Raw genomic sequence first — 18,687 nt, 5'->3', positions numbered from 1 at the left:
AACGGTGAGCTGTTCCCGGTCACAGACGCCCAGGCCCGGCGGATCCGCCGTTGTAGCCGTGAGCCCCTATTCCCTTGAGAAACCGCAACAGGGCTTGCCCCTGCGGTGCGTCACCGTCACAGAGCCCGATGACGTCTTGTGTGCTGGTGGGCGGGCCGTGGACCCACGGCCCGCCCACCACGGCGGGGACGGCTCCGAAGGGGCCGCCCCCGCACGGGTACTACTTGAGGATCTTCGTGACGCGACCCGCGCCCACGGTCCGGCCACCCTCGCGGATGGCGAACTTCAGGCCGTCCTCCATCGCGACGGGCTGGATGAGCTGGACGGTCATCTCGGTGTTGTCACCGGGCATGACCATCTCGGTGCCCTCCGGCAGCGTCACGACGCCGGTGACGTCCGTGGTGCGGAAGTAGAACTGCGGGCGGTAGTTGTTGAAGAACGGCGTGTGGCGGCCACCCTCGTCCTTGGACAGGATGACGACCTGGGCCTCGAACTCGGTGTGCGGGGTGGTCGTGCCGGGCTTGATGACGACCTGGCCGCGCTCGACGTCCTCGCGCTTGATGCCGCGCAGGAGCAGACCGACGTTGTCGCCGGCCTGGCCCTGGTCGAGCAGCTTGCGGAACATCTCGACACCGGTGACCGTGGTGGTCTGCTTCTCGTCCTTGATACCGACGATGTCGACGGTCTCGTTGACGTTGACGATGCCGCGCTCGATGCGGCCGGTGACGACGGTGCCGCGACCGGTGATCGAGAAGACGTCCTCGATCGGCATGAGGAAGGGCTTGTCGGTGTCACGCTCGGGCTCGGGGATGAACTGGTCCACGGTGCCCATGAGCTCCAGGACGGACTTGCCCCACTCCTCGTCGCCCTCCAGCGCCTTGAGCGCGGAGACCTTGGTGACGGGGACGTCGTCGCCGGGGAACTCGTACTCGCTGAGGAGCTCGCGCACCTCGAGCTCGACGAGCTCGAAGATCTCCTCGTCGTCCACCATGTCGGCCTTGTTCAGGGCCACCACGATGTAGGGCACGCCGACCTGGCGGGCCAGGAGCACGTGCTCCTTGGTCTGCGGCATCGGGCCGTCGGTGGCGGCCACGACCAGGATGGCGCCGTCCATCTGCGCCGCACCGGTGATCATGTTCTTCACGTAGTCCGCGTGACCGGGGCAGTCGACGTGGGCGTAGTGACGCGCCTCGGTCTGGTACTCGACGTGGGCGACGGAGATGGTGATACCGCGCTCGCGCTCCTCAGGAGCGTTGTCGATGTCCTCGAACGGAGTGAACGGGTTCAGCTCCGGGTACGCGTCGTGCAGCACCTTGGTGATGGCCGCGGTCAGCGTGGTCTTGCCGTGGTCGATGTGACCGATGGTGCCGATGTTGACGTGCGGCTTAGTCCGCTCGAACTTTGCTTTCGCCACTGGATGTCTCCTAGACGTACAGAGCTGTCTGGTGCTCGCTCCCCGCGTGGACGGGGAGCGGGCTGGTTACGTGTTCGCGACTATTCGCCGCGGACCTTCGCCACAATTTCTTGGGCGACAGCGGACGGAACCTCCGCGTAGGAGTCGAACACCATCGAGTAGTTGGCTCGACCCTGCGTGCGGCTGCGCAGGTCACCCACGTAGCCGAACATTTCGGAGAGGGGCACCTGGGCCTTGACGATACGGACGCCGGAACGCTCGTCCATGGACTGGATCTGTCCACGGCGGGAGTTCAGGTCGCCGATCACGTCACCCATGTACTCCTCGGGGGTGGTGACCTCGACAGCCATGACCGGCTCCAGGAGAGTCGGCTTGGCCAGCTTGACCGCCTCCTTGAAGGCGATCGAACCGGCGGTCTTGAAGGCCATCTCGGAGGAGTCGACCTCGTGGTACTGGCCGTCCTGGAGCGTCACCTTGACGCCGACGAGCGGGTAGTGCGCGAGCACGCCCAGCTCGGCGGCCTCCTGGCAGCCGGCGTCGACCGAGGGGATGTACTCCCTCGGGATGCGGCCACCGGTGACGGCGTTGACGAACTCGTAGCCCGAGGCGTCGCCGCTCTCGGTCTCCAGGGGCTCGATGTCGATCTTGACCTTGGCGAACTGGCCCGACCCACCGGTCTGCTTCTTGTGGGTGTAGGTGTGCCCCTCGACCTTCTTGCGAATGGTCTCGCGGTAGGCCACCTGCGGCTTGCCGATGTTCGCCTCGACCTTGAACTCGTCGCGCATGCGGTTGACGAGCACCTCGAGGTGCAGCTCGCCCATGCCCGAGATCACGGTCTGACCGGTCTGGTCGTCCGTGGCGACCTGGAACGAGGGGTCCTCGTCCGCGAGGCGCTGGATCGCGATGCCCAGCTTCTCCTGGTCGCTCTTGGTCTTGGGCTCGATGGCCACCTCGATGACCGGAGCCGGGAAGGTCATGGACTCCAGAACGATCGGGTTCGCCTGGTCGCACAGGGTCTCACCGGTCGTGGTGTCCTTGAGGCCCATGACGGCGACGATGTCGCCGGCGCCGACCTCGGAGATCTCCTCGCGCTTGTTGGAGTGCATGCGGTAGATCTTGCCGATGCGCTCCTTGCGGCCCTTGAGGCTGTTGAGCACCTGGGTGCCCGCCTGGAGAACGCCGGAGTAGACGCGCACGTAGGTCAGCTTGCCCAGGTGCGGGTCGCTCATGATCTTGAAGACCAGAGCCGACAGCGGCTCGTCGTTGCTCGGCTTGCGGACGAGCTTGGTCTCCTCGGTCTCGTCCTTGGGGTCGTGACCCTCGACGCCCTCGACGTCCAGCGGCGAGGGGAGGTAGGCGGTGACCGCGTCGAGCAGGGGCTGCACGCCCTTGTTCTTGAACGCGGTGCCGCACACGACCGGGACGGCCGTACCGGCGATGGTCGCGCGGCGGATCGCGGGGACGAGCTGCTCCACGGTGGGCTCCTGGCCCTCCAGGTACATCTCCATGATCTCGTCGTCGGCCTCGGCCAGCGTCTCGATGAACTGGTCGCGGGCCTCGCGGGCGGCGTCGGCGTGGCTCTCCGGGATGTCGACGGTGTCGTACATCTCGCCGAGCGCGGCCTCCTCGTTCCAGACGTAGGCCTTCATCCGGACGAGGTCGATGACGCCCTTGAAGTCGCTCTCGGCGCCGATGTTGAGCTGGATCGGCATGGCGTTGGCGCCGAGGCGCTCACGGAACATGTCGACACAGCGCTGGAACTCGGCGCCGATCTTGTCCATCTTGTTGACGAAGCAGATACGCGGGACGCCGTAGCGGTCCGCCTGGCGCCAGACCTGCTCCGACTGGGGCTCAACGCCCTCCTTGGCGTCGAAGACCGCGACGGCACCGTCGAGCACACGCAGCGACCGCTCGACCTCGACCGTGAAGTCGACGTGGCCGGGCGTGTCGATGATGTTGATGGTGTGGTCGTCCCAGTGGGTGGTGGTAGCAGCCGAGGTAATGGTGATACCCCGCTCCTGCTCCTCCTTCATCCAGTCCATCGTGGCAGCGCCATCGTGGACTTCGCCCACCTTGTGGGTCACACCGGTGTAGTAGAGGATCCGCTCAGTCGTCGTGGTCTTACCAGCGTCGATGTGAGCCATGATCCCGATGTTGCGGACCTTGGCCAGGTCAAGAACAGTTTTGGCAGCCATGAGGCTCGTCGTCCCTCGGTCTGTTTCGAACCCGCCGGAATTACCAGCGGTAGTGCGCGAAGGCCTTGTTCGACTCGGCCATCTTGTGCGTGTCCTCACGCTTCTTGACGGCCGCGCCGAGACCGTTGCTGGCGTCGACCAGCTCGTTCATCAGACGCTCGGTCATGGTCTTCTCACGGCGCTGGCGCGCGTAGGAGACCAGCCAGCGCAGGGCCAGCGTGGTGGACCGGGAGGCGCGAACCTCGACCGGCACCTGGTAGGTCGCGCCGCCGACGCGGCGGCTGCGGACCTCGAGCGCGGGCTTGACGTTGTCCAGTCCCCGCTTCAGGACGACGAGCGGGTCCTGGCCGGTCTTCTCGCGAGCACCCTCCAGGGCGTCGTAGACGACGCTCTGGGCGATGGAGCGCTTGCCGTCGAGCAGCACCTTGTTGATCAGTGCGGTGACGAGCGGCGAGCCGTAGACCGGGTCGGTGATGAGCTGGCGCTTCGGCGCCGGGCCCTTGCGCGGCATGCTTACTTCTCCTTCTTGGCGCCGTAACGGCTACGCGCCTGCTTGCGGTTACGGACACCCTGCGTGTCGAGCGAGCCGCGCACGATGCGGTAACGGACACCCGGCAGGTCCTTCACACGACCACCGCGCACGAGCACGATGCTGTGCTCCTGGAGGTTGTGGCCGATGCCGGGGATGTAGGCCGTGACCTCGATCTGGCTGCTCAGCTTGACTCGGGCGACCTTGCGCAGAGCGGAGTTCGGCTTCTTGGGCGTGGTGGTGTAGACACGAGTGCACACACCACGACGCTGCGGACTCCCCTTCAGCGCCGGGGTCTTGTTCTTTGCGACCTTGTCCTGTCGGCCCTTGCGGACCAGCTGCTGGATGGTGGGCACCGCGTCTCCGTCTTCCTCGTGACCTACGCCGGTTCTCGTAGCCGATATCGCTATTGACCTGCTGGATTTCCCGAACCTCCCCGACCCCCGATGTCGGGCGTGTCGCGTTCGTTCCCGCGCATGGCGAAAACGAGTTCACACCCGGCCGAGAGGCCGAATCATGGGAGGGGGTTCACATGCGCCGCGCACCGTAGGTCCTCGTCTGCGGAACCGGGCGCCGCACTCGCATGTGCGACCCGTCGACTCACGGGCACAATCACACAGGCTACCGCTTGCCGTCAGGACGGTCAAAACGGTGTGCGACATGGCGGGAACCGTCGGGACGGATCCTCGCACAGCCGTGGGTCACCACCATTCTACGCGGTCCCGCGGCTGCTCGGCCCCGCTTCTGCGAGAGCGCGGCCGAAGGCTGACGGCCGCCTCCCCGGGACGATTGTCCCCGAGAGGCGGCCGTCGCGCTACAGGAGCAGCCAGAGGGCGACGGAGATCACCGTCACCAGGATGCCCACGACGGCGAAGACCGTTCCGGTCGTGATCAGGCCGAGGCCGTCGAGCTGCCCGCGGGACTCGCGGATCGCCCTCTTGGCCTTGGGCCCGGTGACCAGCAGGGCCAGGACGGCCGTGACCAGTCCCACGCCGGGCAGCAGCGAGGCCACGCCCAGCCACAGGGTGAGCGTCGCTCCCCGCTCGGTGTCGGCGAGGAAGTCGATGCTGTCGTAGCCGGGGTAGGCGTCACCGGCCTCGCCGCCCAGGGGGCGGTCGCCGAAACCGGGGAACTCGTCGGCGATCGGGTCCTTGCGGCGCCTGCTGCGTCCCGCCGGGGCGGCGGGCATGCCGTAGTCGGCCGGGGTGAACCCGTCCTCGTACTCGGAGTCGTCGCGGTCGCGGGGCTCGTCACCGCGGGGCTCGGGGTCGTCGTCGTAGTCGTACTCCGGCTCCGGCCGGTCCGCGTCCCCGTCGCGGCCGTACTCCGGCCCGTCCTGGCCGTACTCCGGCCCGTCGGGGTCGTCGTCGTAGCGGTCGTAGTCCGCCCCGTCGTCCCCGCGGCGGTCGTCGCGCCGGTACTCGTCGTCGTCCGCCCAGCCCCCCTCTTCGGCCAGGGCGCGGGCGTCGAACATCTGGGTGGCCCCGCCGGGGTCCTCCGGCGGGTCCTGGTCCCTGGAGCGGGCTCGCGACTGCATGTCGGCGATCGCGCCCAGGGGGTCGTCCGCTCCGGGGACCGCCGCGGAGAGCTCACCGGTGTCGGGCCCTCCCCAGTCGACGGTCTCGGCCCGTCCGGAGGAGGACTCCCTGCGGCGCTGCTCCGCCTCGCGGACCACGTCCGGCAGACGGGGGTCGTTGCGGTCGAACGCCCACGTGTTGCCGCTGCCGCTGCCCAGCCCGGAGGGCGAGAGCTCGTCGCCGTACCCGTCGCCCCACGAGCCGCCGGAGCCCGCGCCGGGTCGGTCGTCGGTGCGGCCGGAGGGCGCCCAGGCGTCCGGGGCGTCGGCGCCCGCGGGAGCGCTGTCGGCGCCCCGGAAGTCGCCGCCGAGTTCGTCGTCGTCCCAGGAGCGGCCGCGTGCGCGGTCTCCCCCGAGGGGGTCATCGCCGTAGGGGCGGTCGTCCCAGGTCTCGGCGGCGCGCTCACCGGTCCCGTGCCGGGGGGCCCGGTCGTCCCCGGGCCGGTCCGCCGGGGCTCCGTCGTCCCAGGAACCGCCGTCGGGTCCGGGCACGTCGGTCCAGGAGGCCGGGCCGCGCTCGCGGTCGGGAGCGTCGTCGTCCCAGCCGGAGGAGGCGCGGGTGTCGTCCTCCCAGGGCTGGCCGCCCCGGTCAGCGGTCCACGAACCCCGGTCGCCCAGGGGGTCGGGGCCCCAGGGCTGGTCGGTGGCGGAGGAGGGCCGCGTCTCCCACGACGCGGGGCCCAGGCCGTCGTCGGCCGCGTCACGGCCGCGACCCGGAGCGTTGTCGTCCCACGGCTGGCCGGACGTGCCGGAAGCCGGGGATTCCCAGGAGGCGGGGCCCAGACCGTCGTCGAGTGGGTCGCGCGTACCGCCCGCGGGGGCGTCGTCCCAGGGCTGGGAGCCCCGGTCGGCGTTCCAGGCGCCGCGGTCGCCGGCGGAGCCGCTGTCCCAGGGCCGGGTGCCCTCCGCCGGGACGCCACTGCCGGGGGCGTCGGCGTCCGGGGAGGAGGGAGAACGGGTCTCGTCCTCCCACGGCCGGGCGGCGGGTGCCGAGGCGTCCCACGAGGCCGTGCCGAGGCCGTCGTCGAGCGGATCGCGCCGGTCGGCGACCGGAGCGTCCTCCCACGGCTGGCCACCGGACACACCGGAGGAAGGAGCGTCCTCCCACGGCTGGCCGGACGCGGCGGAGGAGGGAGCCTCCCACGACGCGGGGCCCAGGCCGTCGTCGGCGGTGTCCCGGCCGCGGACCGGGGCGTCGTCCCACGGCTGACCGGGGGCGGACGGGGACGGGGTGTCCCAGGGCCGGGACCCGTCGGCCGGACCGCTCTCAACGGAACCACCGGTTCCGGGGGAGTCCGACCACGGGGCCGACGCACCGTGGTCGTCCCCGCGGGCGGGGGCGTCGGCTTCCAGGGAGGAGGAAGAGCGCGTGTCGCCCTCCCACGGCCGGGCGGCGGGTGCCGAGGCGTCCCACGAGGCCGTGCCGAGGCCGTCGTCGAGCGGATCGCGCCGGTCGGCGACCGGAGCGTCCTCCCACGGCTGGCCACCGGACACACCGGAGGAAGGAGCGTCCTCCCACGGCTGGCCGGACGCGGCGGAGGAGGGAGCCTCCCACGACGCGGGGCCCAGGCCGTCGTCGGCGGTGTCCCGGCCACGGTCCGGGGCGTCGTCCCACGGCTGACCGGACACACCGGAGGAAGGAGCGTCCTCCCACGGCTGACCGGACGCGCCGGGGGACGGGGCGTCCCAGGAGGGCGCGCCCCGGTCCTCGTCCACCGGTGCGCCGGAAGCCCACGGCTGTTCGGCGGCGGAGCCGGATGCGGAGGAGGATTCGTCCCAGGGCTGCCCGGCGCCCGGGGCGTCCCGGTCGTCCAGCGCGGGGAACTCCTGGGTCCGGGGGCCGTCGGACCATGCCTCGGACCGGTCGGTGTCCCGCTCCGACGGGAGCGGCACCTGGGCGCTGGCCGCGACGCTCGGCAGGGAGGGCTCCTCGGCCTCTCCCGGGACCCTGGTCAGCGGCTGGTAGGCCGCGGACCCGGCGCCCGGGTAGGAGATGCCGTGGGAGACGGGGGGCGGCGGTCCGCCCAGCGCCTCCGGATAGGGCTCCACCATCGCCGGGCGGGACGAGCTCAGCCCCGCGTACCCCCCGCTGTCCGGGAAGACCGTGTCAGCGGTCCCCTCCGATTCGAGCGGGTCCTGGTAGTCCGACTGTGTGCGATAGCGGTTCTCGCTCGGCTTGAACCACGAGTCCTCCGCGTCGGAGTCCCGCCGTTCGCCCCCGTTGTCAGTCACCTGTGCCTCTCCCGCCAGCGCAGTAGCGCCGTCTTCCGTCCGCGTCAGCGGACCCTGTGCGCGGAACGGCGGCGGTACCACCCCCCGCGAGGGGTGGCATACCGCCGCCGTCAGTCAAGCAAACCGCTTCTACCGGTTGTACGGTCCGAAGTCGTACTCCTCCAGCGGAACGGCCTCGCCCGAACCCTGTCCGAAGGTGTACTCGCTCGGCTCCTCGTACCCGGAGACCGAGTACATCGAGGCCTTGGCCTCCTCGGTCGGCTCCACCCGGATGTTGCGGTACTGCGGAATGCCGGTACCGGCCGGGATGAGCTTACCGATGATGACGTTCTCCTTGAGGCCGAGGAGCGGGTCGCTCTTGCCGTGGATCGCGTTCTCGGTGAGCACCCGGGTGGTCTCCTGGAAGGAGGCCGCGGACAGCCAGGACTCCGTGGCCAGCGAGGCCTTGGTGATACCCAGCAGCACCGGGCGCCCGGCCGCGGGCTGGCCGCCCTCGGACACGACGCGGCGGTTGATCCGCTCGAACTTCGGCCGCTCGACCATCTCACCGGGCAGCAGCTCGGTGTCGCCCGACTCCAGGATGTTCACGCGCTTGAGCATCTGGCGGACGATGATCTCGATGTGCTTGTCGTGGATGGACACACCCTGCGACTTGTACACCTCCTGGACCTCGGACACCAGGTGCTGCTGCACCGCACGCGGGCCCTGGATGCGCAGGACCTCGTGCGGGTTGATCGCACCCTGGATCAGCTGCTGGCCGACCTTGACGTGGTCGCCGTCGGTGACGAGCAGCTGGGCGCGCATCGGGACCGGGTAGGCGATCTCGTCCGTGCCGTCGTCGGGGATGACGACGATCTTGCGGCTCTTCTCGGTGTCGTCGATCCGGATCCGGCCCTCCATCTCGGAGATCGGGGCCACACCCTTGGGGATGCGGGCCTCGAAGAGCTCCTGGACACGGGGCAGACCGTGGGTGATGTCCTGACCGGCCGAACCGCCCATGTGGAAGGTACGCATGGTCAGCTGGGTGCCGGGCTCACCGATGGACTGGGCCGCGATGATGCCGATCGCCTCACCGACGTCCACCGGCTTGCCGGTCGCCATGGAGCGGCCGTAGCAGGTGGTGCAGACGCCGATCTTGGCCTCGCAGACCAGCGACGAGCGCACGCGGACGCGGGTGATCCCGGCCTCGATGAGCTTGTCGATGTTCTGCTCGGAGGTGTCGCTCAGGGCGGGAAGGACGACGTTGCCCTCCGCGTCCACCGCGTCCTCGGCGATGGTCCGGCCGAAACCGGTGTTCTCGACGTTGTGCTTGCGCACGACGACGCCGGCGGCGTTCTTCTCGCCGATCTCGTGCCAGAGCGAGCGCTCCGTGCCGCAGTCGATCTCGCGGACGATGACGTCCTGCGCGACGTCCACCAGACGACGGGTCAGGTAACCCGAGTCGGCGGTACGCAGGGCGGTGTCGGCCAGACCCTTGCGCTGGCCGTGCGTGGAGATGAAGTACTCCAGCACGGACAGGCCCTCGCGGTAGGAGGACTTGATCGGACGCGGGATCGTCTCACCCTTGGTGTTGGAGACCAGGCCGCGGATACCCGCGATCTGGCGCACCTGCATCGGGTTGCCTCGGGCGCCGGACTGGACCATCATCCACACCGGGTTGTCGGCGGGGAAGTTGCTCTCCATGTCCTGGGCGACCTCGGTGGTGGCCTGCGTCCACACCTCGGTGAGCTCCTGACGGCGCTCGTCGTCGGTGATGAGACCGCGATCGTACTCGCGCTGGATCTTGTCCGCCTTGCGCTCGTACCCCTCCAGGATCTCGGTCTTGCGCGGCGGCGCGACGACGTCCTCGATGCCGATGGTCAGACCGGACCGGGTGGCCCAGTGGTAACCGGCGTCCTTGAGGGCGTCCAGCGTCGTGGCGACCTGGACCTTGGGGTAGTTCTCGGCGAGGTCGTTGACCAGCGTCGAGACCTGCTTCTTACCCACCTGGAAGTTGACGTACGGGTAGTCGACCGGGGTGGTCTCGTTGAACAGGTACCGCCCCAGGGTCGTCTCCAGGGTGTACGGCTCCCCCGGCGTCCAGCCCTCCGGCGGCGTCCAGTCCTTGGGACCGGGGGCGCCGTCGGCGATCCGGAGCTTGATCCTGGCCTGGAGGTCGAGGTCCCCCAGGTCGTAGGCCATGATGCCCTCGGCCGGGGAGAGGAACGAACGCCCCTCGCCCTTGGCTCCGGCCTTCTCCGTCGTCAGGTAGAACAGGCCGATGATCATGTCCTGGGTGGGCATGGTCACGGGCTTGCCGTCGGACGGCTTGAGGATGTTGTTGGTGGCCAGCATCAGCAGCCGCGCCTCGGCCTGGGCCTCGGCGGACAGCGGCAGGTGCACGGCCATCTGGTCGCCGTCGAAGTCGGCGTTGAACGCCGTGCACACGAGCGGGTGGATCTGGATGGCCTTGCCCTCGACCAGCTGCGGCTCGAAGGCCTGGATGCCCAGGCGGTGCAGCGTCGGGGCGCGGTTGAGCAGAACCGGGTGCTCGGTGATGACCTCTTCGAGGACGTCCCACACGACCGGGCGGGACCGCTCGACCATGCGCTTGGCGCTCTTGATGTTCTGCGCGTGGTTCAGGTCCACCAGGCGCTTCATCACGAAGGGCTTGAACAGCTCCAGCGCCATCTGCTTGGGCAGGCCGCACTGGTGCAGCTTGAGCTGCGGGCCGACGACGATGACCGAACGGCCGGAGTAGTCGACTCGCTTGCCCAGCAGGTTCTGGCGGAAGCGGCCCTGCTTGCCCTTGAGCATGTCGGACAGCGACTTGAGCGGACGGTTGCCCGGCCCGGTGACCGGGCGGCCCCGGCGGCCGTTGTCGAACAGCGCGTCGACGGCCTCCTGGAGCATCCGCTTCTCGTTGTTGACGATGATCTCGGGCGCGCCGAGGTCGAGCAGCCGCTTGAGGCGGTTGTTGCGGTTGATGACACGGCGGTACAGGTCGTTGAGGTCGGAGGTCGCGAAGCGGCCACCGTCCAGCTGCACCATCGGACGCAGGTCCGGCGGGATGACCGGGATGCAGTCCAGCACCATGCCCATGGGGCTGTTGGTGGTGTTGAGGAACGCCGAGACGACCTTGAGCCGCTTCAGGGCGCGGGCCTTCTTCTGGCCCTTGCCGGTGCGGATGATCTCCCGGAGCCTCTCGGCCTCCACGTCCAGCTCGAAGTTGGCCAGCCGGTCCTGGATGGCCTGAGCGCCCATGCCGCCGCGGAAGTACTTGCCGAAGCGGTCCCGCATCTCGCGGTAGAGCATCTCGTCGCCCTCGAGGTCCTGGACCTTGAGGTTCTTGAACCGGTTCCAGACCTCGTCGAGGCGGTCGATCTCGCGCTGGGCGCGGTCGCGCAGCTGGCGCATCTCGCGCTCGGCGCCCTCGCGCACCTTGCGGCGGGCGTCGCCCTTGGCCCCCTGCTCCTCCAGCTCGGCGAGGTCGGCCTCCAGCTTGCGGTGGCGGTCCTCGACGGTGGAGTCGCGGCGCTGCTCCAGGTGCTGCTTCTCGACCGAGATCCGCGCCTCCAGGGACTGGAGGTCGCGCTCACGGGCCTCGGTGTCCACCCACGTGACCATGTAGGCGGCGAAGTAGATGATCTTCTCGAGATCCTTCGGCGCCAGGTCCAGCAGGTAGCCCAGGCGGGAGGGCACGCCCTTGAAGTACCAGATGTGCGTGACGGGAGCGGCCAGCTCGATGTGGCCCATCCGCTCACGGCGCACCTTGGCGCGGGTCACCTCGACGCCGCAGCGCTCACAGATGATGCCCTTGAAGCGGACGCGCTTGTACTTGCCGCAGTAGCACTCCCAGTCGCGGGTCGGACCGAAGATCTTCTCGCAGAAGAGTCCGTCCTTCTCGGGCTTGAGGGTGCGGTAGTTGATGGTCTCGGGCTTCTTGACCTCGCCGTGCGACCACTGGCGGATGTCGTCGGCCGTGGCCAGGCCGATGCGCAGCTCGTCGAAGAAGTTGACGTCGAGCACTTAATTCGTCCCCTGCTCTCGAAGAATGCGGAAGTTAGACCTCTTCGACACTGCTCGGCTCCCGCCGACCCAGGTCGATTCCCAGTTCTTCCGCCGCGCGGAAGACGTCCTCGTCGCTGTCCCGCATCTCGATGGACATACCGTCACTGGACAGCACCTCCACGTTCAGACAGAGCGACTGCATCTCCTTGATGAGCACCTTGAAGGACTCAGGGATGCCCGGCTCGGGGATGTTCTCGCCCTTGACGATGGCCTCGTAGACCTTGACCCGGCCCACCACGTCGTCGGACTTGATGGTGAGCAGCTCCTGGAGGGCGTAGGCGGCGCCGTAGGCCTCCAGCGCCCACACCTCCATCTCACCGAAGCGCTGGCCGCCGAACTGCGCCTTACCGCCCAGCGGCTGCTGGGTGATCATGGAGTACGGGCCGGTGGAGCGCGCGTGGATCTTGTCGTCCACGAGGTGGTGGAGCTTGAGGATGTACTTGTAGCCGACGGAGATCGGCTCGGCGAAGGGCTCGCCGGTGCGGCCGTCGAACAGGCGCGCCTTGCCGTCCTCGTTGATCAGGCGGTTGCCGTCCGCGTTGGGGCGCACCGACCTGATCAGGCCGCTGAGCTCGTCGCCGTGCAGGCCGTCGAAGACCGGCGTGGCCACGCGGGAGTCCGGCGGCACGTCGGTGGCGCCGATGGCCTCCAGCGACTTCTGCCACTCCTCCTCGACCCCCTCGACCAGCCAGCCGTTCTTGGCCAGCCAGCCCAGGTGGACCTCCAGGACCTGGCCGACGTTCATGCGGCCGGGCACGCCCAGCGGGTTGAGGATGATGTCGACCGGCGTCCCGTCCTCCAGGAAGGGCATGTCCTCCTGGGGCAGGATCTTGGAGATGACGCCCTTGTTGCCGTGGCGGCCCGCGAGCTTGTCACCGTCGGTGATCTTGCGCTTCTGGGCCACGTAGACGCGGACCATCTCGTTGACGCCGGGGGCGAGCTCGTCGCCCTCCTCGCGGCTGAACACGCGGACGCCGATGACCTTGCCGGTCTCGCCGTGCGGCACCTTCAGCGAGGTGTCGCGGACCTCGCGCGCCTTCTCGCCGAAGATCGCGCGCAGCAGGCGCTCCTCCGGGGTCAGCTCGGTCTCGCCCTTGGGCGTGACCTTGCCGACGAGGATGTCGCCGTCCACGACCTCGGCGCCGATGCGGATGATGCCCCGGTCGTCGAGGTCGGCCAGGACCTCCTCGCTGACGTTGGGGATCTCGCGGGTGATCTCCTCCGGGCCCAGCTTGGTGTCGCGGGCGTCGACCTCGTGCTCCTCGATGTGGATCGAGGAGAGGACGTCGTCCTGCACCAGGCGCTGGGAGAGGATGATCGCGTCCTCGTAGTTGTGGCCCTCCCAGGACATGTACGCCACGAGCAGGTTCTTGCCCAGCGACATCTCACCCTGGTCGGTGGAGGGGCCGTCCGCGAGGACCTGGCGCTCCTCGACCCGCTGGCCCTCGGCCACGATCGGCCGCTGGTTGAAGCAGGTGCCCTGGTTGGAGCGCTGGAACTTGCCCATGCGGTACGTCTTGCGCGTGCCGTCGTCGGCCATGACGGTGACGTAGTCGGCGGTGACGTCCTCGACGACACCGGCCTTCTGCGCCAGGACGACCTCGCCGGCGTCGGTTGCGGCGCGGTACTCCATGCCGGTGCCGACGAACGGAGACTCGGCCATCAGCAGCGGCACTGCCTGGCGCTGCATGTTCGAGCCCATGAGGGCGCGGTTGGCGTCGTCGTGCTCCAGGAACGGGATCATGGCGGTGGCGACCGACACCATCTGGCGCGGCGACACGTCCATGTAGTCGACCTCGTCCGTGCTGACCTGCTCGAACTCACCGCCCTTGCGGCGCACGAGCACACCGGCCTCGGCGAAGGAGCCGTCGGGGTTCATCGGCGTGTTGGCCTGCGCGATGACGTGGAGGTCCTCCTCGTCAGCGGTCAGGTAGTCGACCTGGTCGGAGACCTTGCCGTCGATGATGCGGCGGTACGGGGTCTCCACGAAGCCGAAGGAGTTGACCCGGCCGTAGGCGGCGAGCGAGCCGATCAGACCGATGTTCGGTCCCTCGGGCGTCTCGATCGGGCACATGCGGCCGTAGTGCGAGGGGTGCACGTCGCGGACCTCGAAGCCCGCGCGCTCGCGGGACAGGCCGCCCGGGCCCAGCGCGGAGAGGCGGCGCTTGTGCGTCAGGCCCTCCAGCGGGTTGGTCTGGCCCATGAACTGCGACAGCTGCGAGGTGCCGAAGAACTCCTTGATGGAGGCCACGACCGGACGGATGTTGATCAGGGTCTGCGGCGTGATCGCCTCGACGTCCTGGGTGGTCATCCGCTCGCGGACGACGCGCTCCATGCGGGCCAGGCCCAGGCGGACCTGGTTCTGGATGAGCTCGCCGACGGTGCGCAGGCGGCGGTTGCCGAAGTGGTCGATGTCGTCGGTCTCGATCGGACGGGGACCGTTGACGGTCTCCTTCTCGACCTCACCCGCGTGCAGGCGGACGAGGTAGTCGATCGTGGCGACGATGTCCTCTTCAGTGAGGGTGCCCTGTCGGTAGTCGGTGTCCAGACCGAGCTTCTTGTTGATCTTGTAACGGCCGACCTTGGCCAGGTCGTAGCGCTTGGGGTTGAAGTACAGGTTCTCCAGCAGCGCCTGGGCCGACTCCTTCGTGGGCGGCTCGCCGGGGCGCAGCTTGCGGTAGATGTCCAGCAGCGCGTCGTCGGTGCCCGCGGTGGGGTCCTTCTCCAGCGTGTTGCGGATGGACTCGTACTGGCCGAAGCGCTCCAGGATCTGGTCGGTGGTCCAGCCCAGCGCCTTGAGCAGGACGGTGACGCCCTGCTTGCGCTTGCGGTCGATGCGGACGCCGACGAAGTCGCGCTTGTCGACCTCGAACTCCAGCCAGGCGCCGCGGGACGGGATGACCTTGCAGCCGTAGAGGTCCTTGTCCGAGGTCTTGTCGACGGACTTGTCGAAGTACACGCCCGGGGAGCGCACCAGCTGGGACACGACGACGCGCTCGGTGCCGTTGATGATGAAGGTGCCGGTCTCGGTCATGAGCGGGAAGTCGCCCATGAACACCGTCTGGCTCTTGATCTCACCGGTGTCGTTGTTGATGAACTCCGCCGTGACGAACATCGGGGCGGAGTAGGTCATGTCCCTGTCCTTGCACTCATCCTCTGAGTACTTGGGCGGCTCGAACCGGTGGTCGCGGAACGACAGGGACATCGTGCCCGAGAAGTCCTCGATCGGGCTGATCTCCTCGAAGATCTCTTCGAGACCGGACTGCTCCGGAACGTCCTTGCGGCCAGCGTTTCGGGCCGTCTCAACCCGGGTCTTCCACCTGTCGTTGCCCAGCAGCCAGTCGAACGACTCGGTCTGAAGGGCGAGGAGGTTCGGGACCTCCAGTGGTTCCTGGATACGGGCGAAGGAAACGCGGTGCGGACCAAGGGCGTTAGCGGAGGCGTTGCGCGAGGCTGCCAACAGGGGTCCTTCCGAAGGCTTGTGGCGGTTGAAGCGCGCACGCCAGACGATCCGTCACGAGAAGGACCGCCGCAACGCGGTTGAGACGGTCACATCGAGCGGGAGCGGGCCACCGGAATGTCCGGAAAAATGGAGTGGCGGTAGCCTTCACCGGCACAGGGATCACCAAAGGGCAGCGCAAAAGAGCAGTGTAGCCGAACACCACACCGCTGTCCACTCACGGTCCACAGCGCCACTCACGACACCGGCAGGATCACCCCTGGAGGGCGATCCGTCAAGCCCGCTCCCGGCGGAGGGGCCCGGATTCCGGCTGCCCGGAACGGTCCGACGACCTCGTCGGTGGACTGGTGCGCCTGCCCTGGCCCGGGGGTCGGGAGCCAACGACATCCGAAGGATTCCCCCGCCTCAGGCGGGTAAACACGTCCTCCGGGCCTCAGCGGGTTTCCCGGGACGGGAGATTAGCGCGTCCGGGGGACAGTTCGCACACGCACCCCCGGTTCCGGAACCTGCCGGATCCCCCTCAGCTTCGCACAGGGGACGGGAGGAGCGGTGACGGACACGGCGGGGCGCGGGCAAAGGACTCCGGGCCCGCCGCAGGTCAGCGCGCCGCCCGGGACCGGGCGGCGGGGGCGGAGGGCCCGGCGGGACGCGGGGCACGGCGGACACCGGCCCGGGAGGAGCGAGGGCCGCGGGGGCGGGGGCGCGGCGGTCGCGGGCCGGGGCGCGAAGGAGCGCGGGCCGGAGGGGAGGGGCCCGGGAGGACCGCCCGGAGGCGGTGAGGGGTTCCAGGACGCACGAAGGCGGCCGCCCCTCCCCGGAAGGAGGGACGGCCGCCGGAAGCAGGCCAGCGGGCGCTCAGCGGCCCGCGTGGGACTACTTGAGGGTGACGGAGGCGCCAGCGCCCTCGAGAGCGGCCTTGGCCTTCTCGGCCGTCTCCTTGTTGACGCCCTCCAGCAGCGGCTTGGGAGCGTTGTCGACCAGGTCCTTGGCCTCCTTGAGGCCCAGGCTCGTGAGGCCGCGGACCTCCTTGATGACCTGGATCTTCTTGTCGCCAGCGCCCTCGAGGATGACGTCGAACTCGTCCTTCTCCTCGGCCTCGGCGGCGGCGCCGCCACCCTGGCCGGGAGCGGCGACGGCCACGGCGGCCGGAGCGGCGGCGGTGACGTCGAACTTGTCCTCGAAGAGCTTCACGAAGTCGGCCAGCTCGAGAAGGGTCATCTCCTCGAACGCGGCAAGCAGGTCCTCGTTGCTGAGCTTCGCCATGGTGCGATCTCTCTTTCTCTGCGGACACGCGGTCCTGTCGGGCCCGCGTGCGAGTCAGTGTCCGAGCGCCCTCGGCGCCCGGCGGGGTTCAAAAAGGTCAGGCGGCTTCCTGGGAGCGCTTGTCCGCCAGGGCCTGCGCGAGACGCACAGTCTTGGAGGGCAGCGCCTGGAAGACGGCGGCGGCCTGGCCCTGCTTGGCCTTGAGCGCACCCGCCAGCTTCGCGAGGATGACCTCGCGGGACTCCAGATCGGCCAGCTTGGTGATGTCGTCGGCGCTCATCGACTTGCCGTCGATGACACCGCCCTTGATCACCAGGGGCGAGTTCGCCTTCGCGAAGTCACGCAGACCCTTGGCGGCCTCGACCACGTCACCGTGGACGAAGGCGATGGCGGACGGGCCCTCAAGCAGGTCCTTGACCTGCTCGTCGACACCGGCCTCCGTGACCGCGATCTTGGTCAGCGTGTTCTTGACGATGCGAAAACGCGCGCTCTGGCCGAGGCTGCGACGCAGTTCAGTGATCTGCGCGACAGTGAGCCCCCGGTATTCGGTCAGCACGGCGCCGTTCGACTCACGGAACTCGCCCGTGAGTTCGGCGACCGCGGCTGCCTTGTCCGGCCTCGCCATGGGACTCCTTCCAACATTGAACGCTGGTTGACTCCAAGGGCCCGGGCGATCGGCGTCAGCACGAGAAAAAGCCCCGGGCGCGAGGCGCACGGGGCATGACCGCGTTCCGGCGGCCGCGCGGAGCACGGCGTGGAACGGGAAGCTCTTGTGACACCTGCGCGGGCGCCCATCGCGGATGGGCCCTTAGGTCACCCGTTCGGGTGACGACCAGCGGTCTTCGGCAAGAACCCATCGTACCGCACGCACGGGAGCCCCCGTTCCGCACCGGGGGGCCGAAACCGTGATCGCTCTCACTCCCCCGCGGGCACGGAACCGCCGTGACGTGACGAAGGACGAATCAGTGACCATACGGAGGGGGCGGTAGGGACCGGAACGTCCCTCCGCCATGGCAGCATGACGCTACCGGGCGCCCCGCTCCCAGACGCGCCCATCCCCCGCACAAAAGAAGAAGGCGACACCCCCGTGAAGACCCGTATGCCGGCCCTGCTCGCCGCCGGCGCGCTCACTCTGTCCCTCACCGCCTGCGGCGACGAGCCCGCCGAGGAGGCCGCCTCCGAGCCGGCGCAGGAGAGCCCCGCACCCGCCGACGTCCCGGCCCTGTTGGGCGGACTCGGCGACGCCGTCGAGACCGTGACCAACTACACCCTTTCGGTGGAGTCCGAGGCCCTCGGAATGGAACAGGGGGACCTGTCCATGTCCCAGACCTACGAGGTCATGGACGACCCCGAAGCCTTCCGCTGCGTCTCGGTGATGCCCTATGCGGGCGAGCTGATGGCCACCATGTTCTCCGCGGCGGGAGCACTCCCCGAGGGCGTCACCGCCGAGGACCTCAGCACCAGTGAGTACATCTCCCACAACGGCGGGGAACTCCTGCTGAGCGACCCGCACGGTCTGTACGGCACCGAGACTCCTTGGGTGTACAGCGCGAGGACCACCCGAACGGAGGCGGCCCTGGACTTCGACCTGGTCGGCCTCGCCGACCTGGTCAGCGCCTTCAGCGGTATGGAACAGGCCGAGGCGGTGGGCGAGGAGCAGGTCGACGGGGTCGGCACCACCATGATCGAGGGCGCGATGTCCTCTGAACAGATCGCGGCCCTGCGGGAAGACCAGGCCGCGGTACTGGACGGTCTGCTCGGCCGCCCGGCACCCGAGGGCATGGACGCGGTGCTCTGGATCGACGAGGCCGGTTTCCCGATGCGTGTGGAGTTCTCCGGCGCTGGTTCCGAGGTGTCGATGGAGTTCTCCGCCGTGGGCGAGACCTCCTTCGAGATCCCGGGTGAGGACGAGATCACCGAGATCTGAGAGAGGCCGCCCCGGACCGAGCGCGAACGGTCCGCGGGCCC

10 protein-coding genes are annotated in these 18,687 nt (G+C 69.0%); 1 reads left to right on the top strand and 9 read right to left on the bottom strand.

The annotated features are described in order from the left end of the window. Positions 1-220 precede the first annotated feature (220 nt). The 9 genes from tuf to rplJ all read right to left on the bottom strand — a co-directional run bounded on the left by tuf (position 221) and on the right by rplJ (position 17,344). Entirely contained in the window at positions 221-1,414 is a 1,194-nt protein-coding gene (tuf, locus tag ACSTA4_RS03515; RefSeq protein ID WP_212641596.1) for an elongation factor Tu, read from the bottom strand. Between the two features lie 80 nt (positions 1,415-1,494). Further along, complete coding sequence (fusA, locus tag ACSTA4_RS03510) at positions 1,495-3,609, bottom strand: elongation factor G (protein ID WP_444962408.1); 2,115 nt, start codon at positions 3,607-3,609, stop codon at positions 1,495-1,497. A 40-nt stretch (positions 3,610-3,649) separates the two neighbouring features. Then, positions 3,650-4,120 carry a 30S ribosomal protein S7 gene (gene rpsG / locus ACSTA4_RS03505; protein WP_013156107.1) on the bottom strand — a complete coding sequence of 157 codons (471 nt, stop codon included), beginning with the start codon at positions 4,118-4,120 and terminating at the stop codon, positions 3,650-3,652. Between the two features lie 2 nt (positions 4,121-4,122). Then, positions 4,123-4,494, bottom strand: coding sequence for a 30S ribosomal protein S12 (gene rpsL, locus ACSTA4_RS03500; protein ID WP_013156106.1), 372 nt, complete (start codon positions 4,492-4,494; stop codon positions 4,123-4,125). 458 nt (positions 4,495-4,952) lie between these two features. Continuing rightward, on the bottom strand, positions 4,953-7,946 hold the full coding sequence (locus ACSTA4_RS03495) for a hypothetical protein (RefSeq protein WP_444962407.1): 2,994 nt from the start codon (positions 7,944-7,946) through the stop codon (positions 4,953-4,955). A 129-nt stretch (positions 7,947-8,075) separates the two neighbouring features. Then, positions 8,076-11,954: a DNA-directed RNA polymerase subunit beta' gene (locus ACSTA4_RS03490; protein WP_248773455.1), complete on the bottom strand. Its 3,879-nt coding sequence runs from the start codon at positions 11,952-11,954 to the stop codon at positions 8,076-8,078. 34 nt (positions 11,955-11,988) lie between these two features. Continuing rightward, positions 11,989-15,456, bottom strand: coding sequence for a DNA-directed RNA polymerase subunit beta (gene rpoB / locus ACSTA4_RS03485; RefSeq protein WP_444962406.1), 3,468 nt, complete (start codon positions 15,454-15,456; stop codon positions 11,989-11,991). A gap of 873 nt (positions 15,457-16,329) precedes the next feature. After that, positions 16,330-16,719, bottom strand: a complete 390-nt coding sequence (gene rplL / locus ACSTA4_RS03480; protein WP_013156103.1) for a 50S ribosomal protein L7/L12 — start codon at positions 16,717-16,719, stop codon at positions 16,330-16,332. Positions 16,720-16,816: 97 nt separating this feature from the next. Continuing rightward, on the bottom strand, positions 16,817-17,344 hold the full coding sequence (rplJ, locus tag ACSTA4_RS03475) for a 50S ribosomal protein L10 (RefSeq protein WP_013156102.1): 528 nt from the start codon (positions 17,342-17,344) through the stop codon (positions 16,817-16,819). A 462-nt stretch (positions 17,345-17,806) separates the two neighbouring features. Between rplJ and ACSTA4_RS03470 the strand changes: the two genes are divergently transcribed. After that, positions 17,807-18,646 (top strand): hypothetical protein, encoded by an 840-nt coding sequence (locus ACSTA4_RS03470; RefSeq protein ID WP_444962405.1) that lies wholly within the window; start codon positions 17,807-17,809, stop codon positions 18,644-18,646. Positions 18,647-18,687 lie beyond the last annotated feature (41 nt).

It is taken from the genome of Nocardiopsis sp. M1B1, from assembly GCF_052466615.1.
This window is presented reverse-complemented; position numbering and strand designations above follow the sequence as displayed.

Bases quoted from the DNA above. Each gene is read 5' to 3' on its own strand.
- fusA (WP_444962408.1), bottom strand. From the start codon at position 3,609: ATGGCTGCCAAAACTGTTCTTGACCTGGCCAAGGTCCGCAACATCGGG.
- rplJ (WP_013156102.1), bottom strand. From the start codon at position 17,344: ATGGCGAGGCCGGACAAGGCAGCCGCGGTCGCCGAACTCACGGGCGAG.
- rpsG (WP_013156107.1), bottom strand. From the start codon at position 4,120: ATGCCGCGCAAGGGCCCGGCGCCGAAGCGCCAGCTCATCACCGACCCG.
- rplL (WP_013156103.1), bottom strand. From the start codon at position 16,719: ATGGCGAAGCTCAGCAACGAGGACCTGCTTGCCGCGTTCGAGGAGATG.